This window comes from Prevotella sp. 10(H), from assembly GCF_000711235.1.
Taxonomy (GTDB): Bacteria; Bacteroidota; Bacteroidia; order Bacteroidales; family Dysgonomonadaceae; genus Dysgonomonas.
This window is the reverse complement of sequence record NZ_JOMI01000003.1, coordinates 853,217-875,588: the sequence shown is the minus strand read 5'-3', so window position 1 is coordinate 875,588 and position 22,372 is coordinate 853,217. Positions and strand designations below refer to the sequence as shown.

At 37.4% G+C, this 22,372-nt stretch carries 18 protein-coding genes and 1 tRNA gene; 8 read left to right on the top strand and 11 right to left on the bottom strand.

Annotated elements, in window-relative coordinates; all coding sequences use genetic code 11:
* Nucleotides 1-341 precede the first annotated feature (341 nt).
* The 3 genes from K348_RS0109260 to K348_RS0109250 form a co-directional block, all read right to left on the bottom strand.
* Complete coding sequence (locus K348_RS0109260) at nucleotides 342-995, bottom strand: IS1 family transposase (protein ID WP_029904688.1); 654 nt, start codon at nucleotides 993-995, stop codon at nucleotides 342-344.
* Nucleotides 996-1,177: 182 nt separating this feature from the next.
* Nucleotides 1,178-1,251 (bottom strand) — tRNA-Asp (locus tag K348_RS0109255).
* A gap of 206 nt (nucleotides 1,252-1,457) precedes the next feature.
* The gene (locus tag K348_RS0109250) at nucleotides 1,458-3,551 is read right to left on the bottom strand and encodes a S9 family peptidase (protein ID WP_029904687.1); all 2,094 of its coding nucleotides are present in this window, start codon (nucleotides 3,549-3,551) and stop codon (nucleotides 1,458-1,460) included.
* 180 nt (nucleotides 3,552-3,731) lie between these two features.
* On the opposite strand from K348_RS0109250, the gene K348_RS0109245 reads away from it, so the two are divergent.
* The 3 genes from K348_RS0109245 (at nucleotide 3,732) to K348_RS0109235 (ending at nucleotide 6,369) form a co-directional block, all read left to right on the top strand.
* The gene (locus K348_RS0109245; RefSeq protein ID WP_029904686.1) at nucleotides 3,732-4,337 is read left to right on the top strand and encodes a TetR/AcrR family transcriptional regulator; all 606 of its coding nucleotides are present in this window, start codon (nucleotides 3,732-3,734) and stop codon (nucleotides 4,335-4,337) included.
* 63 nt (nucleotides 4,338-4,400) lie between these two features.
* Nucleotides 4,401-4,727 carry a multidrug efflux SMR transporter gene (locus K348_RS0109240; protein WP_029904685.1) on the top strand — a complete coding sequence of 109 codons (327 nt, stop codon included), beginning with the start codon at nucleotides 4,401-4,403 and terminating at the stop codon, nucleotides 4,725-4,727.
* Nucleotides 4,728-4,890: 163 nt separating this feature from the next.
* On the top strand, nucleotides 4,891-6,369 hold the full coding sequence (locus K348_RS0109235; RefSeq protein WP_029904684.1) for a DUF3943 domain-containing protein: 1,479 nt from the start codon (nucleotides 4,891-4,893) through the stop codon (nucleotides 6,367-6,369).
* 14 nt (nucleotides 6,370-6,383) lie between these two features.
* Here K348_RS0109235 and K348_RS0109230 read toward each other — a convergent pair whose 3' ends face one another.
* On the bottom strand, nucleotides 6,384-7,646 hold the full coding sequence (locus K348_RS0109230) for a hemolysin family protein (RefSeq protein ID WP_029904683.1): 1,263 nt from the start codon (nucleotides 7,644-7,646) through the stop codon (nucleotides 6,384-6,386).
* 372 nt (nucleotides 7,647-8,018) lie between these two features.
* On the opposite strand from K348_RS0109230, the gene K348_RS0109225 reads away from it, so the two are divergent.
* A complete protein-coding gene (locus tag K348_RS0109225) occupies nucleotides 8,019-8,516 on the top strand; it encodes an OmpH family outer membrane protein (RefSeq protein ID WP_029904682.1) in 498 nt (165 codons plus the stop codon).
* A 68-nt stretch (nucleotides 8,517-8,584) separates the two neighbouring features.
* Here the strand turns inward: K348_RS0109225 and htpG are convergent, their stop codons facing one another.
* Nucleotides 8,585-10,474, bottom strand: a complete 1,890-nt coding sequence (gene htpG, locus K348_RS0109220; RefSeq protein WP_029904681.1) for a molecular chaperone HtpG — start codon at nucleotides 10,472-10,474, stop codon at nucleotides 8,585-8,587.
* A 370-nt stretch (nucleotides 10,475-10,844) separates the two neighbouring features.
* Here htpG and K348_RS0109215 point away from each other — a divergent pair, with 370 nt between their 5' ends.
* Entirely contained in the window at nucleotides 10,845-11,378 is a 534-nt protein-coding gene (locus K348_RS0109215) for an RNA polymerase sigma factor (protein ID WP_029904680.1), read from the top strand.
* A gap of 86 nt (nucleotides 11,379-11,464) precedes the next feature.
* On the opposite strand, the gene K348_RS0109210 is transcribed toward K348_RS0109215, so the two are convergent.
* The 3 genes from K348_RS0109210 to panB all read right to left on the bottom strand — a co-directional run bounded on the left by K348_RS0109210 (nucleotide 11,465) and on the right by panB (nucleotide 15,509).
* On the bottom strand, nucleotides 11,465-12,286 hold the full coding sequence (locus K348_RS0109210; RefSeq protein ID WP_051697736.1) for an FRG domain-containing protein: 822 nt from the start codon (nucleotides 12,284-12,286) through the stop codon (nucleotides 11,465-11,467).
* A 30-nt stretch (nucleotides 12,287-12,316) separates the two neighbouring features.
* Nucleotides 12,317-14,413 carry a DNA topoisomerase 3 gene (locus K348_RS0109205; RefSeq protein ID WP_036930306.1) on the bottom strand — a complete coding sequence of 699 codons (2,097 nt, stop codon included), beginning with the start codon at nucleotides 14,411-14,413 and terminating at the stop codon, nucleotides 12,317-12,319.
* A gap of 277 nt (nucleotides 14,414-14,690) precedes the next feature.
* On the bottom strand, nucleotides 14,691-15,509 hold the full coding sequence (panB, locus tag K348_RS0109200; protein WP_029904677.1) for a 3-methyl-2-oxobutanoate hydroxymethyltransferase: 819 nt from the start codon (nucleotides 15,507-15,509) through the stop codon (nucleotides 14,691-14,693).
* 241 nt (nucleotides 15,510-15,750) lie between these two features.
* Here panB and K348_RS19390 point away from each other — a divergent pair, with 241 nt between their 5' ends.
* Nucleotides 15,751-15,963: a hypothetical protein gene (locus K348_RS19390; protein WP_231496761.1), complete on the top strand. Its 213-nt coding sequence runs from the start codon at nucleotides 15,751-15,753 to the stop codon at nucleotides 15,961-15,963.
* A gap of 63 nt (nucleotides 15,964-16,026) precedes the next feature.
* Here K348_RS19390 and K348_RS0109190 read toward each other — a convergent pair whose 3' ends face one another.
* The 3 genes from K348_RS0109190 to K348_RS0109180 all read right to left on the bottom strand — a co-directional run bounded on the left by K348_RS0109190 (nucleotide 16,027) and on the right by K348_RS0109180 (nucleotide 20,178).
* Nucleotides 16,027-18,411 (bottom strand): sodium-translocating pyrophosphatase, encoded by a 2,385-nt coding sequence (locus K348_RS0109190; protein ID WP_081852547.1) that lies wholly within the window; start codon nucleotides 18,409-18,411, stop codon nucleotides 16,027-16,029.
* Between the two features lie 382 nt (nucleotides 18,412-18,793).
* Nucleotides 18,794-19,288, bottom strand: coding sequence for a GNAT family N-acetyltransferase (locus tag K348_RS0109185; RefSeq protein ID WP_029904675.1), 495 nt, complete (start codon nucleotides 19,286-19,288; stop codon nucleotides 18,794-18,796).
* Nucleotides 19,288-20,178 (bottom strand): hypothetical protein, encoded by an 891-nt coding sequence (locus K348_RS0109180; protein WP_029904674.1) that lies wholly within the window; start codon nucleotides 20,176-20,178, stop codon nucleotides 19,288-19,290. The genes K348_RS0109185 and K348_RS0109180 overlap by 1 nt, the downstream gene beginning before the upstream one ends.
* 249 nt (nucleotides 20,179-20,427) lie before the next feature.
* Here K348_RS0109180 and mdh point away from each other — a divergent pair, with 249 nt between their 5' ends.
* Both mdh and K348_RS0109170 read left to right on the top strand, forming a co-directional pair.
* A complete protein-coding gene (mdh, locus tag K348_RS0109175) occupies nucleotides 20,428-21,369 on the top strand; it encodes a malate dehydrogenase (protein WP_029904673.1) in 942 nt (313 codons plus the stop codon).
* Between the two features lie 382 nt (nucleotides 21,370-21,751).
* Entirely contained in the window at nucleotides 21,752-22,342 is a 591-nt protein-coding gene (locus tag K348_RS0109170) for a hypothetical protein (protein ID WP_029904672.1), read from the top strand.
* Nucleotides 22,343-22,372 lie beyond the last annotated feature (30 nt).

The following is a 22,372-nucleotide window of genomic DNA, read 5'->3' as shown; positions in this document are numbered from 1 at the left end:
ACTTTTATGTTATCTCCCCATCCATTATTACTAAAAATTACGGATAGTTTTTCATTAATAGGACGTGCCAATCCTTTCTCCATTTTTATATATTCCAAATGGAGTGATTCAATTATTTCATTATATAATTTTTTTCTTTAAGAATACTAATTGCATCTAGATGAGAAAATTGATGAAGAACCCTCATAATCTATAGTTTTTTTATTGTAAATCCATTGAAAGTTAACTAAACCGTAAATTTATAAAATGTTTTTATCTTTATCCGTATTTGTTGTATATACTTTATGATTTCTATATGATTTGTAATTATCGTATTATTAAAAAAATACATTAAATAGCTATTATCCCCAAAAGTAAATCTTCAAAACAGCAGAAAGTATCACTGCACTTCTGCTAAAACAGATTGATCTTCTTGTCAATCTTTTGAGATGAGTTCTAAGTGTCAGATTGTGTCTTTCGATATGATTCGTTCCACGATTAAACGTACTATGAATTTTTCCATTTATTAATGACTTGTAGCCTCTCCATTTATCTGTATATATTTTTGTTGCATTAGATAGATCAAGAGTTTTAGTAACTACTTCTAATGTAGCATTTGTCCTATTCCCCACATTGTAGCTTACAACCTCTTTAGTTTTTCGGTTTAGAGCATATACTATCCATATAAGATTTTTTTTGCATTTTACAAAGCTTTTAATTTCATCTACTTCATAAACCTGTTTGGATATTATAATAGGCTGTTTTATGTTCTTAGCAATTGAAACTATTCGATTAAGTAAAGTTGTAGTAGATATTTTCAGAAGTCTTGCAGCACTTCTTATTCCAATCCCCTCTTTTGTATAAGTTATAATAGTGCTATTTATTTGCGGATTGTAAGCATGATATTTATATGCTTTTTGTTGTTTCTTTTTACACTCTTTACATTTATATCTTTGACAACCATTTCTCTGAAATCCATCCTTTTTGCACTTACCGTTACAATATTTACAATTCATTAGCCCCTAATCTGATACATGAAGGTCAATTACAAGACCTTTGATTCATTTTATTTCAATTTTAAGGGCACAAAAATAAAAAAAGATGACTGAATAGCCATCTTTTTTTATTTGTTTTTGTAAATCCTGTAATGATTATCAGACTATTAACTTACTAGCCCCTAATCTGATACATTACCCGGCGGTATGGACGGGACTCGAACCCGCGACCCCCTGCGTGACAGGCAGGTATTCTAACCAGCTGAACTACCACACCGTTTCTAGGAGTTGCATTATCTCTCAAATGCGATGCAAAGATAGGACAAGGATTTGAATCCTGCAATAGGTTTAGAAAGATTTTTCACATTAAAATGAAACTTTTTCGATCCGAATTCTATATAGAATTCATTTCTAAACAATTAAACAAAAAGCCTGATGCATATTATTTCATCAGGCTCTTGAGATATAGAAACTTTGCTTGATCTATTTCAGATATTCATCAAACCAACGGAAAAATTCCCGTTGAAACAATATCCCGTTCTGAGGCTGTGCTATCCAATGATTTTCATTTGGGTAAATAAGCATACGCGCTGGAACATTCCTCAATTTAGCAGCATTGAAAGCCATCATACCTTGTGAAGCCAGAATACGATAATCCAACTCGCCATGAGTAACCATAATAGGCGTATCCCATTTCTCAACGAATTTGTGAGGGGAATTAGCATAAGAACGTTGGGCTATAGTATTGCTTCTATCCCAAAATGATCCGCCCAAATCCCAATTCGCAAACCAGATTTCTTCGGTTTCTAAATATTGAGCTTCCAGATTGAAGATACCGGCATGAGCCAGAAAAGCCTTGAATCGCTTGTTGTGATTTCCTGCTAACCAGTAAACAGAGAAGCCTCCATAGCTGGCACCTGTACAGCCTAATTTATCAGCATTCACATATGGCTCTTTTGCTACAGCATCGATAGCCGATAAATAGTCTTTCATATTCTGACCACCATAATCCTTGCTTATCTGTTCCAGCCATTCTTGCCCGAATCCTGGGAGTCCTCTACGGTTAGGGGCAACAATAATGTATCCGTTGGCCGCCATCATTTGCAGATTCCAACGGTACGACCAGAACTGGCTGACCGTACTCTGTGGTCCTCCCTGACAATACAATAGTGCGGGATATTTCTTATTCGGATCAAAGTCCGGAGGATAAACGACCCATGTTAACATACTCTTTCCATCAGTAGTAGTTATCCAGCGTTCTTCTACTTTGCCCATTTTTAGCTGACCCATTATTTCTTTATTTTCGAAACTTAATTCCTGAGCCGCACCGTCAGATGTATTTACTGAATATATTTCGTTAGGGGCCGACATAGAATGGCGTAGGGCGATTAATTTATCCCCGGCTATGCCAAACGATTCATAATCATAATCGCCTTTTGTTATCTGATTGATTTCTTTTGTATGAACATAAACCTTAAAGAGATGTGTTTTAGCTTCTACGCACGATACAAAATAGATGCTCTCATTATCGTTCCATACCAGATAATCTGTATTATAGTCAAATTTCTCTGTAACGTATATTTTCTCATTTGTCGCAAGGTTCATGACAAATATTCTGTTCTTATCCGATTCGTAGCCGTCCCGCTCCATACTCTGCCATGCAATGTATTTACCATCGGGGGAAAAGACAGGATTCGTATCATACCCCATCATACCCTCTGTGAGATTCTTGGTTTCTTTTGTATCGATATTGTACAAATAGATATCCGAGTTAGTAGACAAAGCATATTCCATACCTTTTTTCTTTCGGCAAGTATAGGCTATAGATTTACTGTCCGGACTCCATGCCAATTGCTCCATACCACCGAATGGCAGCATAGGGCATTCATATGGTTCATCGCCAAGTATGTCAATACCTTCCGCCATTTTGCTTCCGTCATAATCGGCAACAAAGCTATGAGGTATTTCTTCCACCCATTCCGACCAGTGCTTATACATCAGGTCTTCTATAATGCGACCCGAGGCATTCGGTAAGTCGGGATACTTATCCGATGTACGTTCACCAAATTTGATATTTTTATAATACAAAATTTTCTTTTCATCAGGCGAAAAAGCAAAACCGTTTACCCCTCCTTCTATATCACTGATTTGCATTCGTCCAGTACCGTCGGCATTCATTTCCCAGATTTGAGAAGAACCGCTTTCACTACTGAGAAAGGCTATTTTTGCACCGCCTTTAATCCATACCGCATTATTTTCACTCTTCGGAGTCTGGGTTATCTGCTTTTTATCGGAACCATCCACATTCATAGTAAACAATTCCCTATTAGTTTTATTTTGCTCCACACTCACATACGTAACTCCATAGAGGATTTTTGATTTGTCAGGAGAAACCTGTATGTCGGATACCCGCCCAAAACTATAAAGGATTTCGGGAGTCATTATTCCGTTTTCTGCTTTAATCGCAACCTTACCTATAATAGGCGCTTCCTTTTCTGTTTCTGCTTTTTTATCAACAGAGTTACAGGATAGTAGGGACGCACCAAGAAATAATGCCATAATAAATTTGTATTTCATATATTTAATTAATTTTATGGAATCAAAGGTATTAGTTTTTTGTAATCCGTACAACTAAAACAAAAGGATGAAAAGATATGTATACCTTATAAATTATATATTAAGAAATATTTATTAATAACATTTGATTATGTTGTTTCAAAACATTACCTTTGTTGAACAATCGTTCAACAATAAAATATGGATACAAAAGACTTGATATTAAAAAAGACATTCAGCCTTCTATTGCTTAAAGGTTTCGATGCTACATCTATTACCGATATCCAGCATACGACCGGATTGTCGAGAGGACTTTTGTATCATTATTTTAAAAATAAAGAAGACTTGTTTATACAGGTAACCGAGAAATATTTTGTCCAGATTTTCGATTTTGAGTTACGAAAAGTAAAAGATCTCACGCTAAAGGAATTTACGGAATTTATCTGCAACCGATTCGATAAGATAAACAAAACAATAGCTGATATCGTTAATGAAACAGAAATTGTGAAAGAGGCCTCTATGCTGAATTACCACTTCTTATTCTATCAGGTAATGCAAAGAGATACCATATTCCGCAACAATTACCGGATAACAACAGAAAAAGAACGTACCGGATGGGAATATGCATTAACAAATAGTATTTCAAAAAAAGAAATAAGAGACAATATAGATGTGAAGATATCTGCAAACGAGCTATTTACAATAACGGATGGTATCTGGTTTCAGATCATTTTTTCATACGAAGGTCAAAATATGATACAAAATCTCGAAAAATCACTTAGCCATTATATTGAACTATTAAAATAGGATATATTTTTTATTCATATATTGAACGATCATTCAATGAAAATCAAATTAAATAAAAATATTATGAGTTGGGTTTATTTACTACTAGCAAGCTTATTTGAGGTGGGGTTTACATTTTGCATATCTAAAGCAAAAATAGCACCCGCACCGACATCGACATACTGGTATATAGCTTTCGCTGTATGTCTCCTTTTGGGAATGGGATTATTAATAAAATCTACTCAAACTATACCGATGGGAACAGCCTATGCCATATTTACCGGTATCGGTGCGGCAGGTACAGTACTTTTAGGAATAGTCGTATTTAAGGAACCGGCAAATCTGATGCGGATATTTTTTATATTTACATTAATAGCATCAGTTGTAGGCTTGAAAGCCGTATCACACTGATTATATTAATTTAATCTGAAAGTATCACAAAAATATATTTATGTGAAAATATATTAAAAAAGACAAAGACTATCTTTGTCTTTTTTGTTTCACTTATAAGCATAATGGATTTATTTTATTTTTGTAAAAATAGACATTACTTTAATGATAACCTGACAAACGAATGCGCAAATATTTTACCATAATTTTACTCCTTTTCTTAATTCCTATTTGCGGGTATTCACAAATAACGATGCGTCATCAAACAGCAAAGCCCAAGATAGCAGATTCGATAGATATAGCCTACTATTCTAAAAAAAACTGGTACCGTGCCGGGGGGATTACAGTCGGATTCAACATAGGTTTATGGGCATTCGACCGATATATAAAAAAGGGAGATTATGCATACATCAGTATGAAGTCGGTAAAAAGAAATTTCAAAAAAGGCTTTATCTGGGATAATGATAATATGGAAACCAATATGTTTGCGCATCCGTACCACGGTAATTTACATTTCAATGCCGGACGTGCCAACGGTTTCAGTTATTGGGAATCCGGAGGTATTGCCTTAGCCGGGAGTGCAATGTGGGAAATGTTTATGGAAAATGAATATCCTTCCACAAATGATATTATAGCTACTCCTATCGGAGGGATGGCTATTGGTGAGGTTTTTTACCGTACATCCGATATCATACTGGATGACCGGCGTACTGGTGCATCCAGATTCGGTCTCGAAGCTGCAGCATTCCTAATATCCCCCATGCGTGGTCTTACCCGTATCATGACGGGAGATGCGTGGAAAAAAAGGTCTACATCAGGAAAGCAATTCGGCGTACCCGATATAAGCGTAGAGGTATCGATGGGTGTCAGGGTTCTGGAATTGAAAGATGAAATATTCGACCAAGGGATCGGATTTGCTACGAATATAAATGTAGAATATGGCGACAGGTTCGAGGCGGAAACCAAAAGGCCCTTCGATTATTTCACTTTCAAAGCCAATATAAACGGACAGGGAGCCCAACCGATGCTCAGCCAATTAAATATTATGGGACGCCTCTATTCGGCAGAACTCATAGATAATTCTAAAGATTTCCTAAGTATCGGAATTTACCAGCATTTCGACTATTACGATTCTGATACGATATCGGATGTTTCCTCGCGTGTGCCTTATAAATTCTGTGCTCCTGCCTCATTCGGAGCCGGACTTATTCATAAAAGCAAACGATTCAGAAATTTTGAACTCTCTTCATTCGCACATTTTAATGGAATTATTTTGGGCGCATCCCTTAGCGACCATTATGTACTAGATGACCGCATATACAACCTTGCCAGCGGCTTCAGCTGGAAGCTCGGGGGAAGTCTTTCTTACAAAGATAAAATAAGTGTATCGTTAAGTGATGAAGGATACCGTATGTTCACATGGAAAGGTTATGACCAGAATATAGATTGGGAAACAGTAAATGAAAAAACCCTTAATGCACAGGGCGATCATTCACAGGCTATATTGCATGCACTTTGCATACGGGTAGATCTGAAACTGAAAAATCAATGGTACCTTACCGGAATCGGTTATAACTATACCCGGGATACAAATTACAGGTATTTTGAAAATGTCTTTTCCAAAACATCCGAAGCACGCCTTATGGCAACTTATAAGTTTTAGTGTCTTCAAGGATATTAATCTCTCTTTACCAAAACTTTGTCTATACGGGCGCCGTCCATATCTACTATTTCCATTGAAAAGCCTTTCCATTCAATTTGCTCACCCGTTTTGGGAATATGCCCGAGTAAATCAAGTATCAGACCGCTTATAGTATTATATTCATATTTTGAGTATAAATCTCCTTTTTTGAAATAAGTTAGAAAATCATAGAACGAACATTGCCCGTCGACAAGACAGCTGCCGTCTTGTCGCTGAACTATGTCAGGTTCTTCATGAGGATCAAGTATGGTTCCCACTAATGCTTCCAGAATATCTTTCAATGTAACTATACCCTTTACAGTCCCGAATTCGTCACACACAAGAGAATACTGCATATGCTTCTCCTTCATTTCTTCCAGTGCACTGTAAACTTCCATATTCTCATAAAAATAATGAACCGGACGCACAATATCCAATATATTAAAATCCGGACTATCTATTTTACCAAACATATCCGTGATATGTGCAATGCCTTCAATATGATCGAGGTCTTTAGTTCCTACAGGATATTTATCAAAAGGATAATCGTGAATAATATTAATGATTTCTTCGTTTGTCATATCCGTATCTATCCATACAATATCTCCACGATGCGTCATTATCGATTCCAAGTCTCTGTCGCCGAGTGTAAATACACGCTCAACAATATCCTGCTCCACTATCTGCACTTCACCGTCTTCCGCACCTTCGCGAACCATCGATTTAATTTCTTCTTCGGTAACTTTCGTATCACCGGACTTTACACCCAATAAACTAAAGATTAACGATGTGCTTTTTGACAATATCCAGACAAAAGGCGAAGCGATAATTGATAGTATATGCATCGGACGAGCTATAAACTTGGATATTTTCTCCGAAGCACTCATCCCAATACGTTTTGGAACCAACTCTCCAAAAACAATTGTAAAATATGTAACGACTACTACTATGCTAACTTTGGCAACAGTAAGCACATATGGATCGGGAATACCTGTTTTACTCAAGATTTTAGCAAAATCATCGGCCAATACATCACCGGAATAGAGCCCTGTGATTATCCCTATGAGGGTAATACCAACCTGCACAGTAGATAGAAACCTGTCAGGATGATTGGCTAGATTCAATGCTGCCTGTGCAGATTTATTTCCTTTCTTAGCTTCACTGTTCAGGCTTGATTTACGGGCTGAAACTACAGCAATTTCTGACATAGAAAACATCCCGTTTAGTAAAATCAATATGATTATAATCGCAATTTCCATATTTTATCATTATTAAAAGCATAAAGATATTTGCAATTGTTATCCTATCCAAATCTATCGTCAAAATAGATTATCCCTCTCCTACTCTGTTCCCTACATATACATTGCTTAAAAAATCTTATTTTTCTGTTTTTTGATTATGTTCGTTATTATAAAAAAATATCCGAGCCGGAAGCATTTAATTATTGATAATCAGACAACAATAATTATAACATATGCGAAAGGCTAATAGTTAAACTCTATATATCAGCCGTTTATCTATTATTAATAATATATAAATACAAGTTGCCATATAATTGAGATAAACACTTACATAAGAAAGTATATTATCTTTGTGATATAAACCTTATTAAAAACAAAACATATTCACCTATGAAACCTTTTTTATTAGTGCTGTTACTTTTACCGCTATCTCTTTTTTCTCAGAATAAGGTAGCTCATGTAAACGCAGATGAAGTATTTTCAAAAATGCCGGAACTGAAAGATGTGGAAACTCAAATGAACAATAAGGCAGAGGCTGCGAAGAAAAATATTGCGGCAATGGAAGCTGAATACGATGCCATGCTCAAAAGATTTGGAGAAACACCCACTGACAGCCTTACTGAAGCGGTTCTGAACGATAGGCAAAAGCAAATACAGGACTTTCAGGAAAGATACCGTACATATGTACAAAACAGCCAGCAAGAAATAGAAAAAGAGCAGCAAACTCTTCTTGCTCCCCTTCAACAGAAACTGATGAAGGCCATAAAAGATGTCGGCGATGAAAACAGCTATACTTATATAATAAGTGCAAATGCATTATTACATGTAGGTACAGGAGCTATCGATGCAAATCCGCAAGTGAAAGCCAAATTAGGGATTACTAATTAACTGATAAACAAATAAAAACAAAGGTTTAAGAATGATTCTTAAGCCTTTGTTTTTTATATATCTGCAGATCAGATATTTTCCATATTTCGTTTTACAAAATCATTCAAAGCTTCACCTTTCAACATACCATTAGATAATAAAGCCAAATCTATCAGCTGGCGGATATTTGAGTTTTCTGCTGCATATGCATCCACGGCTTCTTTTTCCTTACCGTCTACTTCTCTCATAATATTTTTGATAAGAGGATGCTCTACATTCAATACCAGATTGTAGCTATTCGGCATCTCACCATAGAATCCCATTCCGGTTTGCATAGCCGACATTTCCTTCATACGGCGCATAAACTCGTTCTGAGTTATCTGAATCGGCTGAGCTTTCTCGTCTAACGCTTTATAATCTACTATAAATTCAGTCTTATCTATTGTGGGTATTTGTGATATAAAAGCTTCTTTAAGCTCTTCTTTTTGTCTATCAGTCAGGGTCACCTCCTTACTATCTTCCTTTGGAATCAAATTATCGATAGTATCGGCATCAACCCTTACAAAACGGCTCTTTTCAAATTTTTGTTCCAACATGCCTGCCATGTGGACATCCAGTTGTCCGTCGAAAAGAATAACGTCATATCCTTTATCTTCCGCCGTACGGATATATGAGTATTGCTCGTCTTTATTATTAGCATACAGATAAATAATATTACCGTCTTTATCCGTCTGATTGGACAATATTAATGTTTTATATTCTTCAAAAGTGAAAGCCTTACTGTTCACATTCTTCAACAGGCAGAATTTCTGTGCCCTGTCATAAAATTTATCATCGGTAAGCATACCGTATTCTATAAACAGTTTCAGGCTGTTCCACTTTTCTTCATATTGCGTACGGTCGTTTTTAAAAATCTCTTCCAAGCGGTCTGCTACTTTTTTAGTAATGTGATTTGAAATCTTTTTCACATTCTGATCACTTTGCAGATATGAACGTGACACATTCAATGGAATATCAGGTGAATCCAGCACCCCGTGCATCAAAGTAAGAAATTCAGGTACAATACCTTCTACCGAATCGGTTACAAACACCTGATTGCTATATAGCTGAATCTTATTACGATTCATATCTACATTACTCTTTATCTGGGGGAAATAAAGAATACCTGTCAATTTGAAAGGATAGTCTACATTCAGGTGTATCCAAAACATCGGCTCATCTGAGAAAGGATATAAATCTTGATAGAATTTCTTATAATCTTCATCTTTCAGGTCGGCAGGCTTAAGTGTCCAAAGCGGATTTGTATCATTTATTACATTATCTTCATCAGTTTCAACTGATTTTCCGTCTTTCCATTCTGTTTTTTTACCGAATACGATAGGTACAGGAAGGAAGCGGCAGTATTTCTTCAATAATTTGTCTATCTCTCCTTTTTCCAGAAAGTTTTTGTTTTCATCGTCTATATATAATATAATGTCTGTGCCTCTGTCTGCTTTTTCGACTGTTTCAATTGTATATTCCGGAGAACCGTCGCAACTCCATTTCACCGCATCCGTCCCTTCTTTAAATGACTTGGTTACGATTTCCACTTTTTTAGAAACCATAAAAGAAGAATAAAAACCAAGTCCGAAATGCCCTATAATGGAATTTGCATCTTTCTTATACTTATCAAGAAACTCATTAGCAGAAGAAAACGCAATCTGATTGATATACTTATCTATTTCTTCACTGGTCATTCCTATACCTTTATCAGATATTGTAAGAGTACCGTTATCCTTATCTATCTTCACAGTTACAGAGAGTTCTCCCAACTCGCCTTTAAACTCGCCCAAAGAAGCATAAGTCTTTAGTTTTTGTGTAGCATCTACGGCATTAGAAACCAGTTCGCGTAGAAAAATTTCATGATCACTATATAAAAATTTCTTTATTATGGGGAAAATATTCTCAGTAGTAACCCCGATTTTTCCATTTTGTTGCATGATTATTAATATTTTAGTTGTATATTTGTTTTCGGAGATGATGACAAAATAAATGCCAAATGAGTCAGTGATGACATTTTGTCGTGGACAGAGAAATATTATTTATATGTTTTTTTAATTGATAGAAATTATTTATGACATATATAAGCATTTTTAAATTTTACTAACCATTTAAAAATAAAATACTTACCAATTCAGAATAAGCTATTTTAACATTTTTGAACCGCCACAATATTTTTTTTTAAGTTAAACCTGAAAAAGTAGATACCTTTGTTTCAAGCAACCAGAGAAAGAAATAAAGCGTTATTAAAATAGATGGTTGTGACTATAATAAATAATTAAGATTACGCCAACTTAAAACACATATAACATGGCAACTATAAGTAAAAATAACAATGGTTTTGAAGATAAGTTAATTGACTTACAGAATAATATGATGAATTTTGCACTCACTCTTACATCAAACAGAGAAGAAGCAAAAGACCTCTTACAGGAGACAACATTAAGAGCTCTTGACAACAAAGAAAAATATTACGAAAATGTGAACTTCAAAGGTTGGGTGTTCACTATAATGCACAACATTTTCGTTAACAATTATCGCCGGGTAGTTCGTAGCCAGACTATGATCGACCAGACTGAAAACCTGTATCATCTGAATATGCCACAGGATTCAGGATTCGATACCCCCGAAGGTGCATATACCGTATCTGAAATAACTAAGGTGATAAACAGCTTTTCAGATGAATATAAGGTACCTTTCTCAATGCACGTTACAGGCTTCAAATATGAAGAAATAGCTCAACAGCTAAACCTGCCTATCGGTACGGTAAAGAGCCGTATTTTCTTTGCCAGAAAACGTCTGCAAGAGCTATTAGCAGATTATAAATATCAGGACAGAGAATAAATACTTAGAACTTGCCATATACAATACAGGCCTGCAATTATTTGCAGGCTTTTTCTTTTGATTTTCTTCATAATCTACACTGTATATTACAGGCCGTCAGCTAATATCTTCACTTCCCTGCATAAATCCAATATAGGATCATTCTCCGGATACAACAAATCATAAGGAATGCCGTGAAAGTCCTTTCCCCAGAAAGATTCATCGTTTGGTATTTCAAATTTGGCTACAAGCCGGTTATTGAAATCCAGTTCTCCTTTGGTTTCATACTTATCTGAAATGCCGTCGGTGCCCACAAGATATGCCTCCTGAAAATATGGACGGAAAGCTGTTGGCGGGCATATACTGAGCAGGCGTATATTGATTATGTCATGCTCCGAATTGATGCTGATACGATTGGTAAGATAAGGCATGGCAAAAACAAATACATAAGCTTTTTCTGCCGGATTATTTAGAATAGCAAACGAACAGGCAACACGCAAAGAGTGTGTAATATCGAGAAAAGGCGTCGCACAGACCTCGTAATGTTGCAGAATACTCCATTGCACATTCCTTCTTTTCTTTATTTCCCTGTGCCCTTCTATTTTTTGCTTTTCTGACAAGTCGGAAAGAATCCGTCCTGCTTCTTTCAGTTTTTTGAAACGCTCTGTCAGTTCTTTTGGTGATAAACGATCACCCCGATAGATACTGGGATAAAATGTAGACACATTAGCTTTATTCCTGTAATCATCGTTCTGGCCCCGATAATACAACAAATGATCTTTGTTCTTAAAAGATAATCCGGCAACATGCTCTACTAGTTCCCTGAATGTTTCTATACGGTAAGCAGGCTTATCCCCTATTCTTTCCTGACGTGGATTTCCAAAATGATCAAACAGGCTGGCAGTTAGTTCTGGTGTAATGTGCCTCATGGTATATATGGTTATGTACAAAATTAACGACTAAGTTCTCATTTTCTCAATAGTGTTTGCCGGATCTTCACCCGCTTCCTCAAACGGCAGGCGAAAGTTACATCCCGATTTCCATTCGGAACATCCATAGGCGGTTTTTCCTTTCAGGACGGTTCCTTTCTTACAGAACGGACAGATAAGTTTCTCAGGGTTAATAGTTTGTTGGTTATCCAAAGCAACAACCTTTTCTGCTTTCTCTTTCTTTGCCCTCGGTTTTCTCTCCGAAGCAGGTTTCTTTTCTTTAGGCGCCTTTTTGGGTCTTTCAGCTTCCACTTTCACTGCTTCAGTTATTGTAATCCGGCTACCCCAGTCACTTTTCACATTCGCCACAATTTCAGTAAGCATTTGCTTCAACTCATCAATAAACTGCCGCGGGTCGTATTCATTCTTTTCTATCTGACGCAGTTTTTTTTCCCAAAGGCCGGTGAGTTCTGCAGACTTCAACAATTCCTCTTTTATCGTTCCTATCAGTTCCACACCTGTCTGGGTAGCATAGAGGTTTTTCCGTTCTTTGCGGATATAATTCCGCTTAAACAAAGTTTCTATTATTGCCGCACGTGTAGACGGGCGCCCTATACCATTCTCTTTCAATGCATCTCGTAGTTCATCGTCTTCAACCAGTTTTCCGGCAGTTTCCATTGCCCTCAATAAGGTCGCTTCGGTATAATACTTTGGCGGTTGTGTCCATTTTTCATTTAAGGCGGGTTCGTGAGGGCCGACTTCTCCCTTTACAAAGGCAGGTAATAGGTTTTCATCCCCTTTATCGTTTTCTTCCTCTTCCTGATTCGGATTATTAGACGGCTTCTCGAATACTACACGCCACCCCGGCTCCAGTATCTGCTTGCCTGTAACTTTAAATTCAACTTTGGCGGCTTCACCCAATACGGTAGTAGTTGCAATCTTACAATTCGGATAGAAAGCAGCGATAAAGCGGCGTGTGATAAGATCGTATACTTTCCTCTCCTCAGCCGATATATTATTTGCCCGTACTCCGGTAGGGATAATGGCGTGGTGATCTGTCACTTTACTATTATCGAATACTTTTTTCGTTTTCGGTATTTTGGGTAAAGCCAGCACAGGCTTTGCCAGTTCTTCATATCCTGCCAGTCCGCGCAATATAGCGGGTACTTTTGGATACATATCATCGCTCAGATAAGTTGTATCCACACGTGGATAAGTAGTCAGCTTCTTTTCATATAACGACTGTATAGTCTTTAGGGTATCTTCTGCCGAGAAAGCAAATTTCTTGTTACACTCCACCTGTAAGGCTGTGAGGTCGAACAGTCGTGGCGCAAGCTCTTCGCCATTCTTTGTCGAAACATCGGTTACTTCAAAATCGGACTGCTTAATTTCTTCAAGAAATTTTTCACCCTCTTCCTTTACGGTAAAACGTCCTTTAGTAGCAGAAAATGTCGTATCTCGATATACAGTCTTCAATTCCCAATAAGGCTCGGGCTTAAAGTTTTCTATTTCCAGTTGACGGTTTACAATCAGTGCCAGAGTCGGCGTCTGTACCCGCCCGATGGACAGTACAGACCTGTTTTGTCCATACTTTACAGTATATAAGCGTGTGGCATTCATACCCAGTAGCCAATCCCCTATCGCACGGGAAAGCCCTGCTTCATACAACTTATCAAATGCCGATTGATCTTTCAGGTTATTAAAGCCCTCACGGATAGAATCTTCGGTAAGGGATGATATCCAAAGACGTTTCACCGGAATTTTGGTTTGCGCCTTTTGCATTACCCAGCGCTGGATAAGTTCGCCCTCTTGTCCGGCATCACCGCAATTGATAACTTCTTCCGCTTCCGAAATCAGCTTCTCTATTACTCCGAATTGCTTCTTCACACCTTCGTTTTCTATCAGCCTTATCCCGAAACGGGGCGGAATCATAGGTAACAGATCGAGTGACCATTGCTTCCACTGCGGAGCGTATTCGTGCGGTTCTTTCAAGGTACAGAAATGCCCGAAAGTCCATGTTACCTGATAGCCATTACCCTCGAAATATCCGTCTCTGCGGGCATTAGCTCCCAGTATTCCGGCTATTTCGCGTGCTACACTTGGTTTTTCGGCTATACAGACTTTCATTTTTTTATAGAGTTAGAAAAACATAAATTACATTTTTTAACCATATATAGTTAAAAAGTAACGAAAGTAACGGAAATTTCAGTTGACAAGTAAACAAGATACAAGATAAAAGTTAAATAACTCGTTTACTTATTTACCTGTTTACTCGTATCTATTATTTTACATTTATTAACTATACGTAGTTAAAAAGTAACAAAGGTAACGATTTTTCCCCTCTTTAAATATTCAATTCTGAATTGAACATCCGGAGAGCTATAAACTAATATATAGATAAATTTTAATAGCTTTCGCTCTCGTTTGGAAAATCAGTTGTCTTCACGTCTTTAATGTAATTCTGCACAGCTTCCGTCATTACCGTATATAAATCGGCATAACGGCGTAAAAATTTAGGTGAGAAATTCTTATTTATCCCCAACATGTCATGTACAACAAGTACCTGTCCGTCGGCATAGGGGCCTGCTCCGATACCGATAGTCGGGATAGTCAATTGACTGCTGACAGTCTTCGTTAGTTCGGACGGAATCTTTTCCAGCACCATACCGAAACAGCCTACTTCCTGAAGTAAAAGGGCATCTTTTATCAGTTTATCAGCTTCGGCATCGTCTTTTGCCCTGACATTGTATGTACCGTATTTATTGATAGACTGCGGCATTAATCCCAGATGTCCCATTACAGGAATACCCGCATCGATAATTTTCTTTATATCCGGGATAATCTCTTCCCCACCCTCTATTTTGAGAGCATCGGCTCCGGTTTCTTTCATCATGCGGATAGCATATTCCAACGATTTCAACGGATTGCCCGAAACCGTACCGAATGGCATATCTACAATCACTAAGGCACGTTTCACCGCATTCATTACCGAACGCCCGTGATATATCATCTGGTCGAGAGTCATCGGCAGGGTTGTAATATTTCCCACCATAACATTAGAAGCCGAATCTCCCACCAGTATGACATCCATTCCGGCCTGATCGATAATAGAAGCCATAGAATAATCATAGGCTGTGAGCATCGATATTTTTTCGCCGCGCTGCTTCATTTCTGTCAGGCGGCGTGTTGTAACCTTGCGGTTGTCTTCTGTGTATGTTGACATTTTTTCTTTTTTTACGTGAATAAATCTGCGCAAAGTTATAAATAAATATAGGAATGACTGTGTAAAACAGTATGTCAATATTGCAGATTATCGCTGTATATTTTTTAATGCATATCGGGGGTTGAAATAAAATGCTCTATTATCTCTATCAAATTTTCATCTTTTGTTTGACATTCAGTCTTTATCTCATTTCTGCCGCGCCCTCCCGGGCTTGTCCATCCTTTTGGCATTGCCCAAAAGGATGCAAAAAGCTAGTGCTTCGTTCCCCGTCGACCTGTCAACGGCTTGTCGGCTGAAAGTGACAAACGGGCTTCGCCCCCTCCCTTTCTACGCCGACTGCACCGGACAGGTGCCCGATTTGGGAACTAATGCACGGAGAGCTGACGCACAAAAAGAATTTCATATTTTTTTATTGAATAGAACAATATTTTTAAGCCTAAACTCGCATGAATAAAACAGAAGGCCAGCGAATAAACTTATCCACTAGCCTCCTATTCCAAATTATATAATGTTTTACTTACTTCTTTAAAATCCTCATCGAATAGAATGAACGGTATACAAATACAAGTGCAGCTGCAAGGAATACCAATCCCGCCCAGTGGCAATAATCAGGTAACTCGATAGCTATTTCCACCGCCAGCAATCCAAACAATGTAGAGAATTTAATTATCGGATTCAATGATACGGAAGATGTATCTTTATATGGATCACCTACAGTATCGCCAACTACTGTAGCTTCATGTAGAGGCGTATTACGTTCTTTCAGTTCTACCTCTACGATCTTTTTGGCATTGTCCCACGCACCTCCGGCATTAGCCATATATATGGCTTGGAACAGACCGAACACTGCTATGGATATAAGGTAAGCTACAAAGAAATTAGGGTCGATAAAGGCAAAAGCTAAAGTAATGAAAAGTAATGCCAGAAATATATTCCACATACCTACCTGAGCGTATTGGGTACATATTTTTACAACGGCCTTAGAATCCTCGATATCAGCCTCATCCTTATCCAGTTTAATATTCTTCTTTATATACTCCACTGCACGATATGCTCCTGTAGTAACCGCCTGCATAGATGCTCCGGAGAACCAATAAACAACTGCTCCTCCACAAATAAAGCCTAATAATACAGGGGCAGCGATAAGATCGATATTGAGTAATCCCAATTTCTCCAACACAAGGATTATAGAGAAGATCATTGTAGTAGCACCAATTACTGCTGTACCGATAAGTACAGGTTTGGCTGTTGCTTTGAAAGTATTTCCTGCTGAATCGTTTTCTTCAAGGAATTCCTTACCTTTTTCAAAATCAGGTTCGAAACCAAAATCTTTCTTTATTTCCGAAGATATTTCCGGCAGATGCTCTATACGCGAAAGTTCAAAAACCGACTGGGCGTTATCTGTTACCGGACCATAGCTGTCGACAGCGATAGTAACGGGCCCCATACCAAGTAACCCGAAAGCGACAAGACCAAAAGCAAAAATAGAAGGATGCATCATTATATCGCTCAGTTCCTGAGTAGAGATAAAATAGGCTGCAGCCATAAGTGCTGCGATAGTCAGCCCTTTCCAGAATGCGCTGAAATTACCGGCTACCATACCCGAAAGGATATTTAAAGACGGGCCTCCCTCACGCGAAGCTATCACCACTTCTTTCACATGGCGCGATGCCGAGCTGGTAAATGCTTTTGTAAGTTCCGGTATGACTGCTGCGGCTAATGTTCCGCAACTTATTATAGAAGCGAGTTTCCACCACAATCCGCTAGGCATTTCTTTCAGCATGAAATAGCTAGCAACATAGGTCGCTATGATAGATACCACAGAAGTAATCCATATAAGGGCAGTAAGAGGCACTTCGAAATTGAACTTTGAGGCAGCTTTATATTTAGCTGTTGCTATACCCTGATTAATATAATATGACAATATAGAAGTGAATAGCATCATCAGACGCATAACGAATATCCATACAATAAATACAGCCTGATATTCTACATTGAGTACAGCAAGTATAATAAAAGAAATTAAAGCAACGCCTGTTACTCCGTATGTTTCAAAACCGTCGGCTGTCGGCCCTACACTATCTCCGGCATTGTCTCCGGTACAGTCGGCTATCACACCCGGATTGCGCGGATCGTCCTCTTTGATGTTGAATACTATTTTCATAAGGTCGGCACCGATATCAGCGATCTTGGTAAAGATACCACCGGCAATACGCAAAGCGGAAGCCCCCAGCGATTCACCGATAGCAAAACCGATCAAACAGGCACCCGCCATATCTCCGGGAACAAAGAGCAGTATAACAAGCATCATTATAAGTTCGACCGTAATAAGCATCACTCCCACACTCATACCGGCTTTCAGAGGTATACTTACTACATCCCACGGACGCTTGCGTAGTGAAGCAAATGCGGTACGCGAATTAGCCAGCGTATTGATACGGATACCATACCATGCCACACCATATGAACCCAGAATACCTAACACCGTCCAGAAAAGGACGAAGGTAAGGAACATAGCGCGACTGACTTCTCCCGAGGCCACTATTTCAGGACTGGAGAGGAAACCGAAGTAAATAAGCATAACTACCGATATGATTATCAGTAGATAAAATAAAAACCTTCCTTGTTGCAGCAAGTAGGTCTTACATGTTTCAAAAATTGTTTTCGATACAGCGAGCATCGATTTATGTGCAGGCAATTTCTTAATGTGAAAATACTGCACTAAGCCAAACGCAATGCCAAGCAACAGAATTAAAAGGCCCCAAAGCAGAAGATTGTATCCACTTCCCAGATCAGGAACTTTTAAGTCTGCTTCACTGGCCATAAGGCTCATTGGAAACAAAATTAAAGATAGGGTTAGAAGTTTTTTCATGCGTATTAATTTTTTTTGATTAATATTCACTTTTATCACATTGTCAACAAACGAAGCAAAAATATAATAAAAAAGGCCGTACAAACTTTATAAAGTGATATACTTACTTTATTTTATGATTTTATTGCTCTTGTTATTACCGACTAAGAGGCAAATATAACATAATTATTAACAAATATTATCTTTAGGTAATATTTTTACCGAAATTATTCGAAACAAATTCTGGGTATTCCGAAAATAATAGAAATAATTGGTTTGAAAATCTTGTTACTACTCTATAAATCACTCGCGAACAAATCAAATGCACAGATTACACAGGGGCATAACAAATCGGCACAGATAACTTGTATTCTGCAAATATATATTATTTGTTGAATAAACAACAGATAAATGTAAAAAATTGATTAATTGATCAGAGCTTTTTATTCATTATGTAGTCTTCCATAAGGAATCCGTTGCCGATGTCGATATCTTCTGTTTTTACAATTTCAAATCCCATCTTTTTATAAAAATCAATGGCTTTATTCAAGCGGTTAACATTTAAAGATAATTCTTTATTACCGTTCTTCATCGCTATCTCACCGACAGTATTTATAAAGAAACAGCCAACGCCTTTACCATGCAGTGAAGGCAAAACATATATCTTATGTACTTTTGTTATATTCTCTTCTTTATAATTAGTTTCGTAGGATACGAATCCTAAATATTCGCCGTCTTCCTGAGCCAGCAGATAATGATGATTTAACTCTCCCATCTGCTTTTTCAACGAATCGGTGCTATACATCATATCCATCATATACACAATCTGCTCTTCGGTAAGTATATCGGCAAAAGTAGGCGGCCAGATTTTGTCCGAAAGGGATTGAATAATAAACAGGTGTTCTTCGGTAGCTTCTACTATTTTCATCAGTCTTCCAGTGTAAATGATTTCATTCCTATACGGTTACCGTCTGCAAATATATCTACCCTGTATGTGCCGGGCATAAGGTATTCTTCCACATTCCAGTACATAGTAACAGGCACTTCTTCTCCTCCGTATTCGATAATTTTCTTTATAGAATAGTTTATATCCTTATTTTCGAATGGGAAAACATTTGTTCTACTCTTGGTTAACACATCGTTATCGGGTTTCATTATGCGTAAGAATAATGTACGCTCACCCGGCTCGGCTGTTATATTTTTAGTGATAGTAAAGTTTATAATCAACTGTTCTATTTTCTTTATCTTTTTCTGTACTTTTCCCTTATTATTGGTTGCCTGCACACTTATACCTGTGGCATCCAGTTTAGCTGCCAGCGTAACTTTCTCTGTCAGATTTTGTTTCTGCTGAGAAACTTCATTCAACGATCGCGTAGCTTCCTGGTATTTATTTGTAATTTCTTTTTTCTCCAGCCTCAATTGCTCATTAGCCTTATTAAGTGAGTCGATCTGTATTATATAAGATTTCAGGACTTTCCGCAGGGTAGCCAATTCATTGTTCAGGCGGTTAATTTCAGCCTTATTATCTGCTTTTACGGTTTTCAATTCCTCAAGCAAACGCTGAACCTTAGCCTGTTCGTTAGTCAGCCTTTGAAGTAAGGAGTCGTTCTTGATATTCAGTTTGAAACCTTCATACTGCATCGACAAACTTTCATATTCATCTTCCAGTTGTTGTTTACTCAGGCTGTTTTCTTGCTGAAGTTCGTCTATCTGAGTTTTCTGACTAAATATAAAATAACCACCAATGGCCATAGCCGCAAGCAATAATACTATAATGATTATTAATATTTTAGAATTATCCTTCTTTTCTGTGTCCATGATTATGTTAAAAATATTACGCGACTACAAATATATATGTTTTTGAGTATAATAAACAATAGGACAGCAGGCTTTCGCTTTTTTTAATAAATCAGGGCATTTTTGAGTATAAAAATCTTCTTTATATCAGAATAAGCATGTACATTTGCTAGTCTTTTTCAGACACATACTATATGATAAACGGGATATGGCCGACTATTAAAATACCAGAATCAAAGTTATTCATTTACAATATAAAAAAATAATATTATGTCAAAAGTAACAGTCGTAGGAGCCGGAAATGTTGGTGCTACATGTGCAAACGTACTTGCATTCAATGAAGTAGCAGATGAAGTGGTAATGCTGGATGTAAAGGAAGGTATTTCGGAAGGAAAAGCTATTGATATGAACCAGACAGCCCAGTTATTGGGTTTTGATTCCCGTATCAAAGGTGTAACTAACGATTATGCAGCTACTGCAAATTCAGATGTAGTAGTTATCACATCAGGTATACCGCGCAAGCCGGGTATGACAAGAGAAGAACTGATCGGTGTAAACGCAGGCATTGTAAAAAGCGTAGCTGAAAGCATTCTTAAATATTCACCGAACGCCATTCTCGTTATCATTTCCAATCCTATGGATACCATGACATATCTTGCTTCTAAAGTTACCGGACTACCTAAAAATCGCGTCGTAGGTATGGGTGGAGCGCTCGACAGTTCACGCTTTAAATATTATCTGAGCGAAGCACTCGGTTGCAACCCGAATGAAGTAGAGGGTATGGTAATCGGGGGACATGGCGACACTACAATGATACCGGTTACACGTCTTGCCACATATAAAGGCATTCCTGTCTCGGAGTTTCTTTCTAAAGAAGTTCTGGATAAAGTGGTGGCCGACACCATGGTTGGAGGCGCCACTCTTACAGGTCTGCTGGGAACTTCAGCATGGTATGCACCCGGAGCTGCCGGAGCATATGTGGTAGAATCTATCCTACACGACCAGAAGAAAGTTATTCCATGTTGTGTAACACTGGAAGGTGAATACGGACAAAATGATATTTGCATCGGTGTTCCTGTAGTGCTCGGCAAAAACGGTTGGGAAAAGATTATAGACCTGAAACTCTCTGCAGAAGAAAAAGAAAAATTTGAGGCATCGGCAGCAGCAGTTCATAAAACCAATGTCATATTGAAAGAAATAAAAGCTATCTAACAAAATAATAGCATAAAGTTACAAGTAAGGCATATATCCGTTTCGGATATATGCCTTCTTCTTTACATTTTATTACATATCAATATTTTTAATATTAAATATTTTTTATTTATAAATTACTTTCATACTTTTGTGAAATTATTTTAAAGAATGTTCAGTAATAATTGTATTGGATTTACAATTATATAAAGGATGAAATGTGTTTTTACTTTGACTATTAAGTAATAATTGAGCCCAGATCTAGACTTCTTTAATTACAGATGTTTGGGTAATAATGATTTTCTAAGTTTAGAAAATAAGTTGATAGCCTGTAGTGGCATATAGGCAGTGTGCTAGTTTCTAATAATAAAAATGTTAAAAAGGATTTTTCTTAATAACATAAATGGAACACAATAAAGCAATAATGAAATCATACAAGCTTAAAACCTTCAATAGAAAAGCCTTAATAATAAGTGCTTCGTTGATACTCCTGGCTTTTCTGACCGCTATTATCTGTTTATCTCAGACTATGTTGGATAATGGCATTGAATCGTTCCTTCTCATCACAATCCCTGCAATAATAATCTTGTATTTTTTGCTTAAGAAATATTTTGTAAAAACATACGTCATAAATATTTCTAATGCAAATCTGGTTGTAACTCTGCAAAACAAGATGATTTATTCCACTCTCTTAAACGAGATAGTTATGTTTAAATATATCAGGAAAGAAAATATAGATACACTCATTTTCTTTGCTACAAACAACCAGCAAGCATCATTCACAATAGAATGTACCGACCAGCGCAAAAAGTTTCAGAGAATTGTAGATGTGATTAGCAATAGTGGAAATTATACTTCAAACATCCAAAGCGATGAGGTACGCACGATATGGACTGATTATATAAATCAGGATATTATCGTGAAAGACGCTGCTACTAAAAAGCGGACATTGCAATATTACCAGCAGATACCGCTTCCGCAATACTCTAATTAACGAATAAATAACAGTTATAAAAAAGACCGG

Excerpts from the sequence above, each read along its gene's own strand:
- panB (WP_029904677.1), bottom strand. The coding sequence starts at position 15,509 with ATGTCAACATACACAGAAGACAACCGCAAGGTTACAACACGCCGCCTG.
- K348_RS0109180 (WP_029904674.1), bottom strand. The coding sequence starts at position 20,178 with ATGGACACAGAAAAGAAGGATAATTCTAAAATATTAATAATCATTATA.
- K348_RS0109215 (WP_029904680.1), top strand. The coding sequence starts at position 10,845 with ATGGCAACTATAAGTAAAAATAACAATGGTTTTGAAGATAAGTTAATT.
- K348_RS0109230 (WP_029904683.1), bottom strand. The coding sequence starts at position 7,646 with ATGGAAATTGCGATTATAATCATATTGATTTTACTAAACGGGATGTTT.
- K348_RS0109260 (WP_029904688.1), bottom strand. The coding sequence starts at position 995 with ATGAATTGTAAATATTGTAACGGTAAGTGCAAAAAGGATGGATTTCAG.
- K348_RS0109185 (WP_029904675.1), bottom strand. The coding sequence starts at position 19,288 with ATGAAAATAGTAGAAGCTACCGAAGAACACCTGTTTATTATTCAATCC.
- K348_RS19390 (WP_231496761.1), top strand. The coding sequence starts at position 15,751 with ATGCAAAAAGCTAGTGCTTCGTTCCCCGTCGACCTGTCAACGGCTTGT.
- K348_RS0109225 (WP_029904682.1), top strand. The coding sequence starts at position 8,019 with ATGAAACCTTTTTTATTAGTGCTGTTACTTTTACCGCTATCTCTTTTT.
- K348_RS0109210 (WP_051697736.1), bottom strand. The coding sequence starts at position 12,286 with ATGAGGCACATTACACCAGAACTAACTGCCAGCCTGTTTGATCATTTT.
- K348_RS0109170 (WP_029904672.1), top strand. The coding sequence starts at position 21,752 with ATGGAACACAATAAAGCAATAATGAAATCATACAAGCTTAAAACCTTC.
- K348_RS0109235 (WP_029904684.1), top strand. The coding sequence starts at position 4,891 with ATGCGCAAATATTTTACCATAATTTTACTCCTTTTCTTAATTCCTATT.
- K348_RS0109240 (WP_029904685.1), top strand. The coding sequence starts at position 4,401 with ATGAGTTGGGTTTATTTACTACTAGCAAGCTTATTTGAGGTGGGGTTT.
- K348_RS0109250 (WP_029904687.1), bottom strand. The coding sequence starts at position 3,551 with ATGAAATACAAATTTATTATGGCATTATTTCTTGGTGCGTCCCTACTA.
- htpG (WP_029904681.1), bottom strand. The coding sequence starts at position 10,474 with ATGCAACAAAATGGAAAAATCGGGGTTACTACTGAGAATATTTTCCCC.
- K348_RS0109205 (WP_036930306.1), bottom strand. The coding sequence starts at position 14,413 with ATGAAAGTCTGTATAGCCGAAAAACCAAGTGTAGCACGCGAAATAGCC.
- K348_RS0109245 (WP_029904686.1), top strand. The coding sequence starts at position 3,732 with ATGGATACAAAAGACTTGATATTAAAAAAGACATTCAGCCTTCTATTG.
- mdh (WP_029904673.1), top strand. The coding sequence starts at position 20,428 with ATGTCAAAAGTAACAGTCGTAGGAGCCGGAAATGTTGGTGCTACATGT.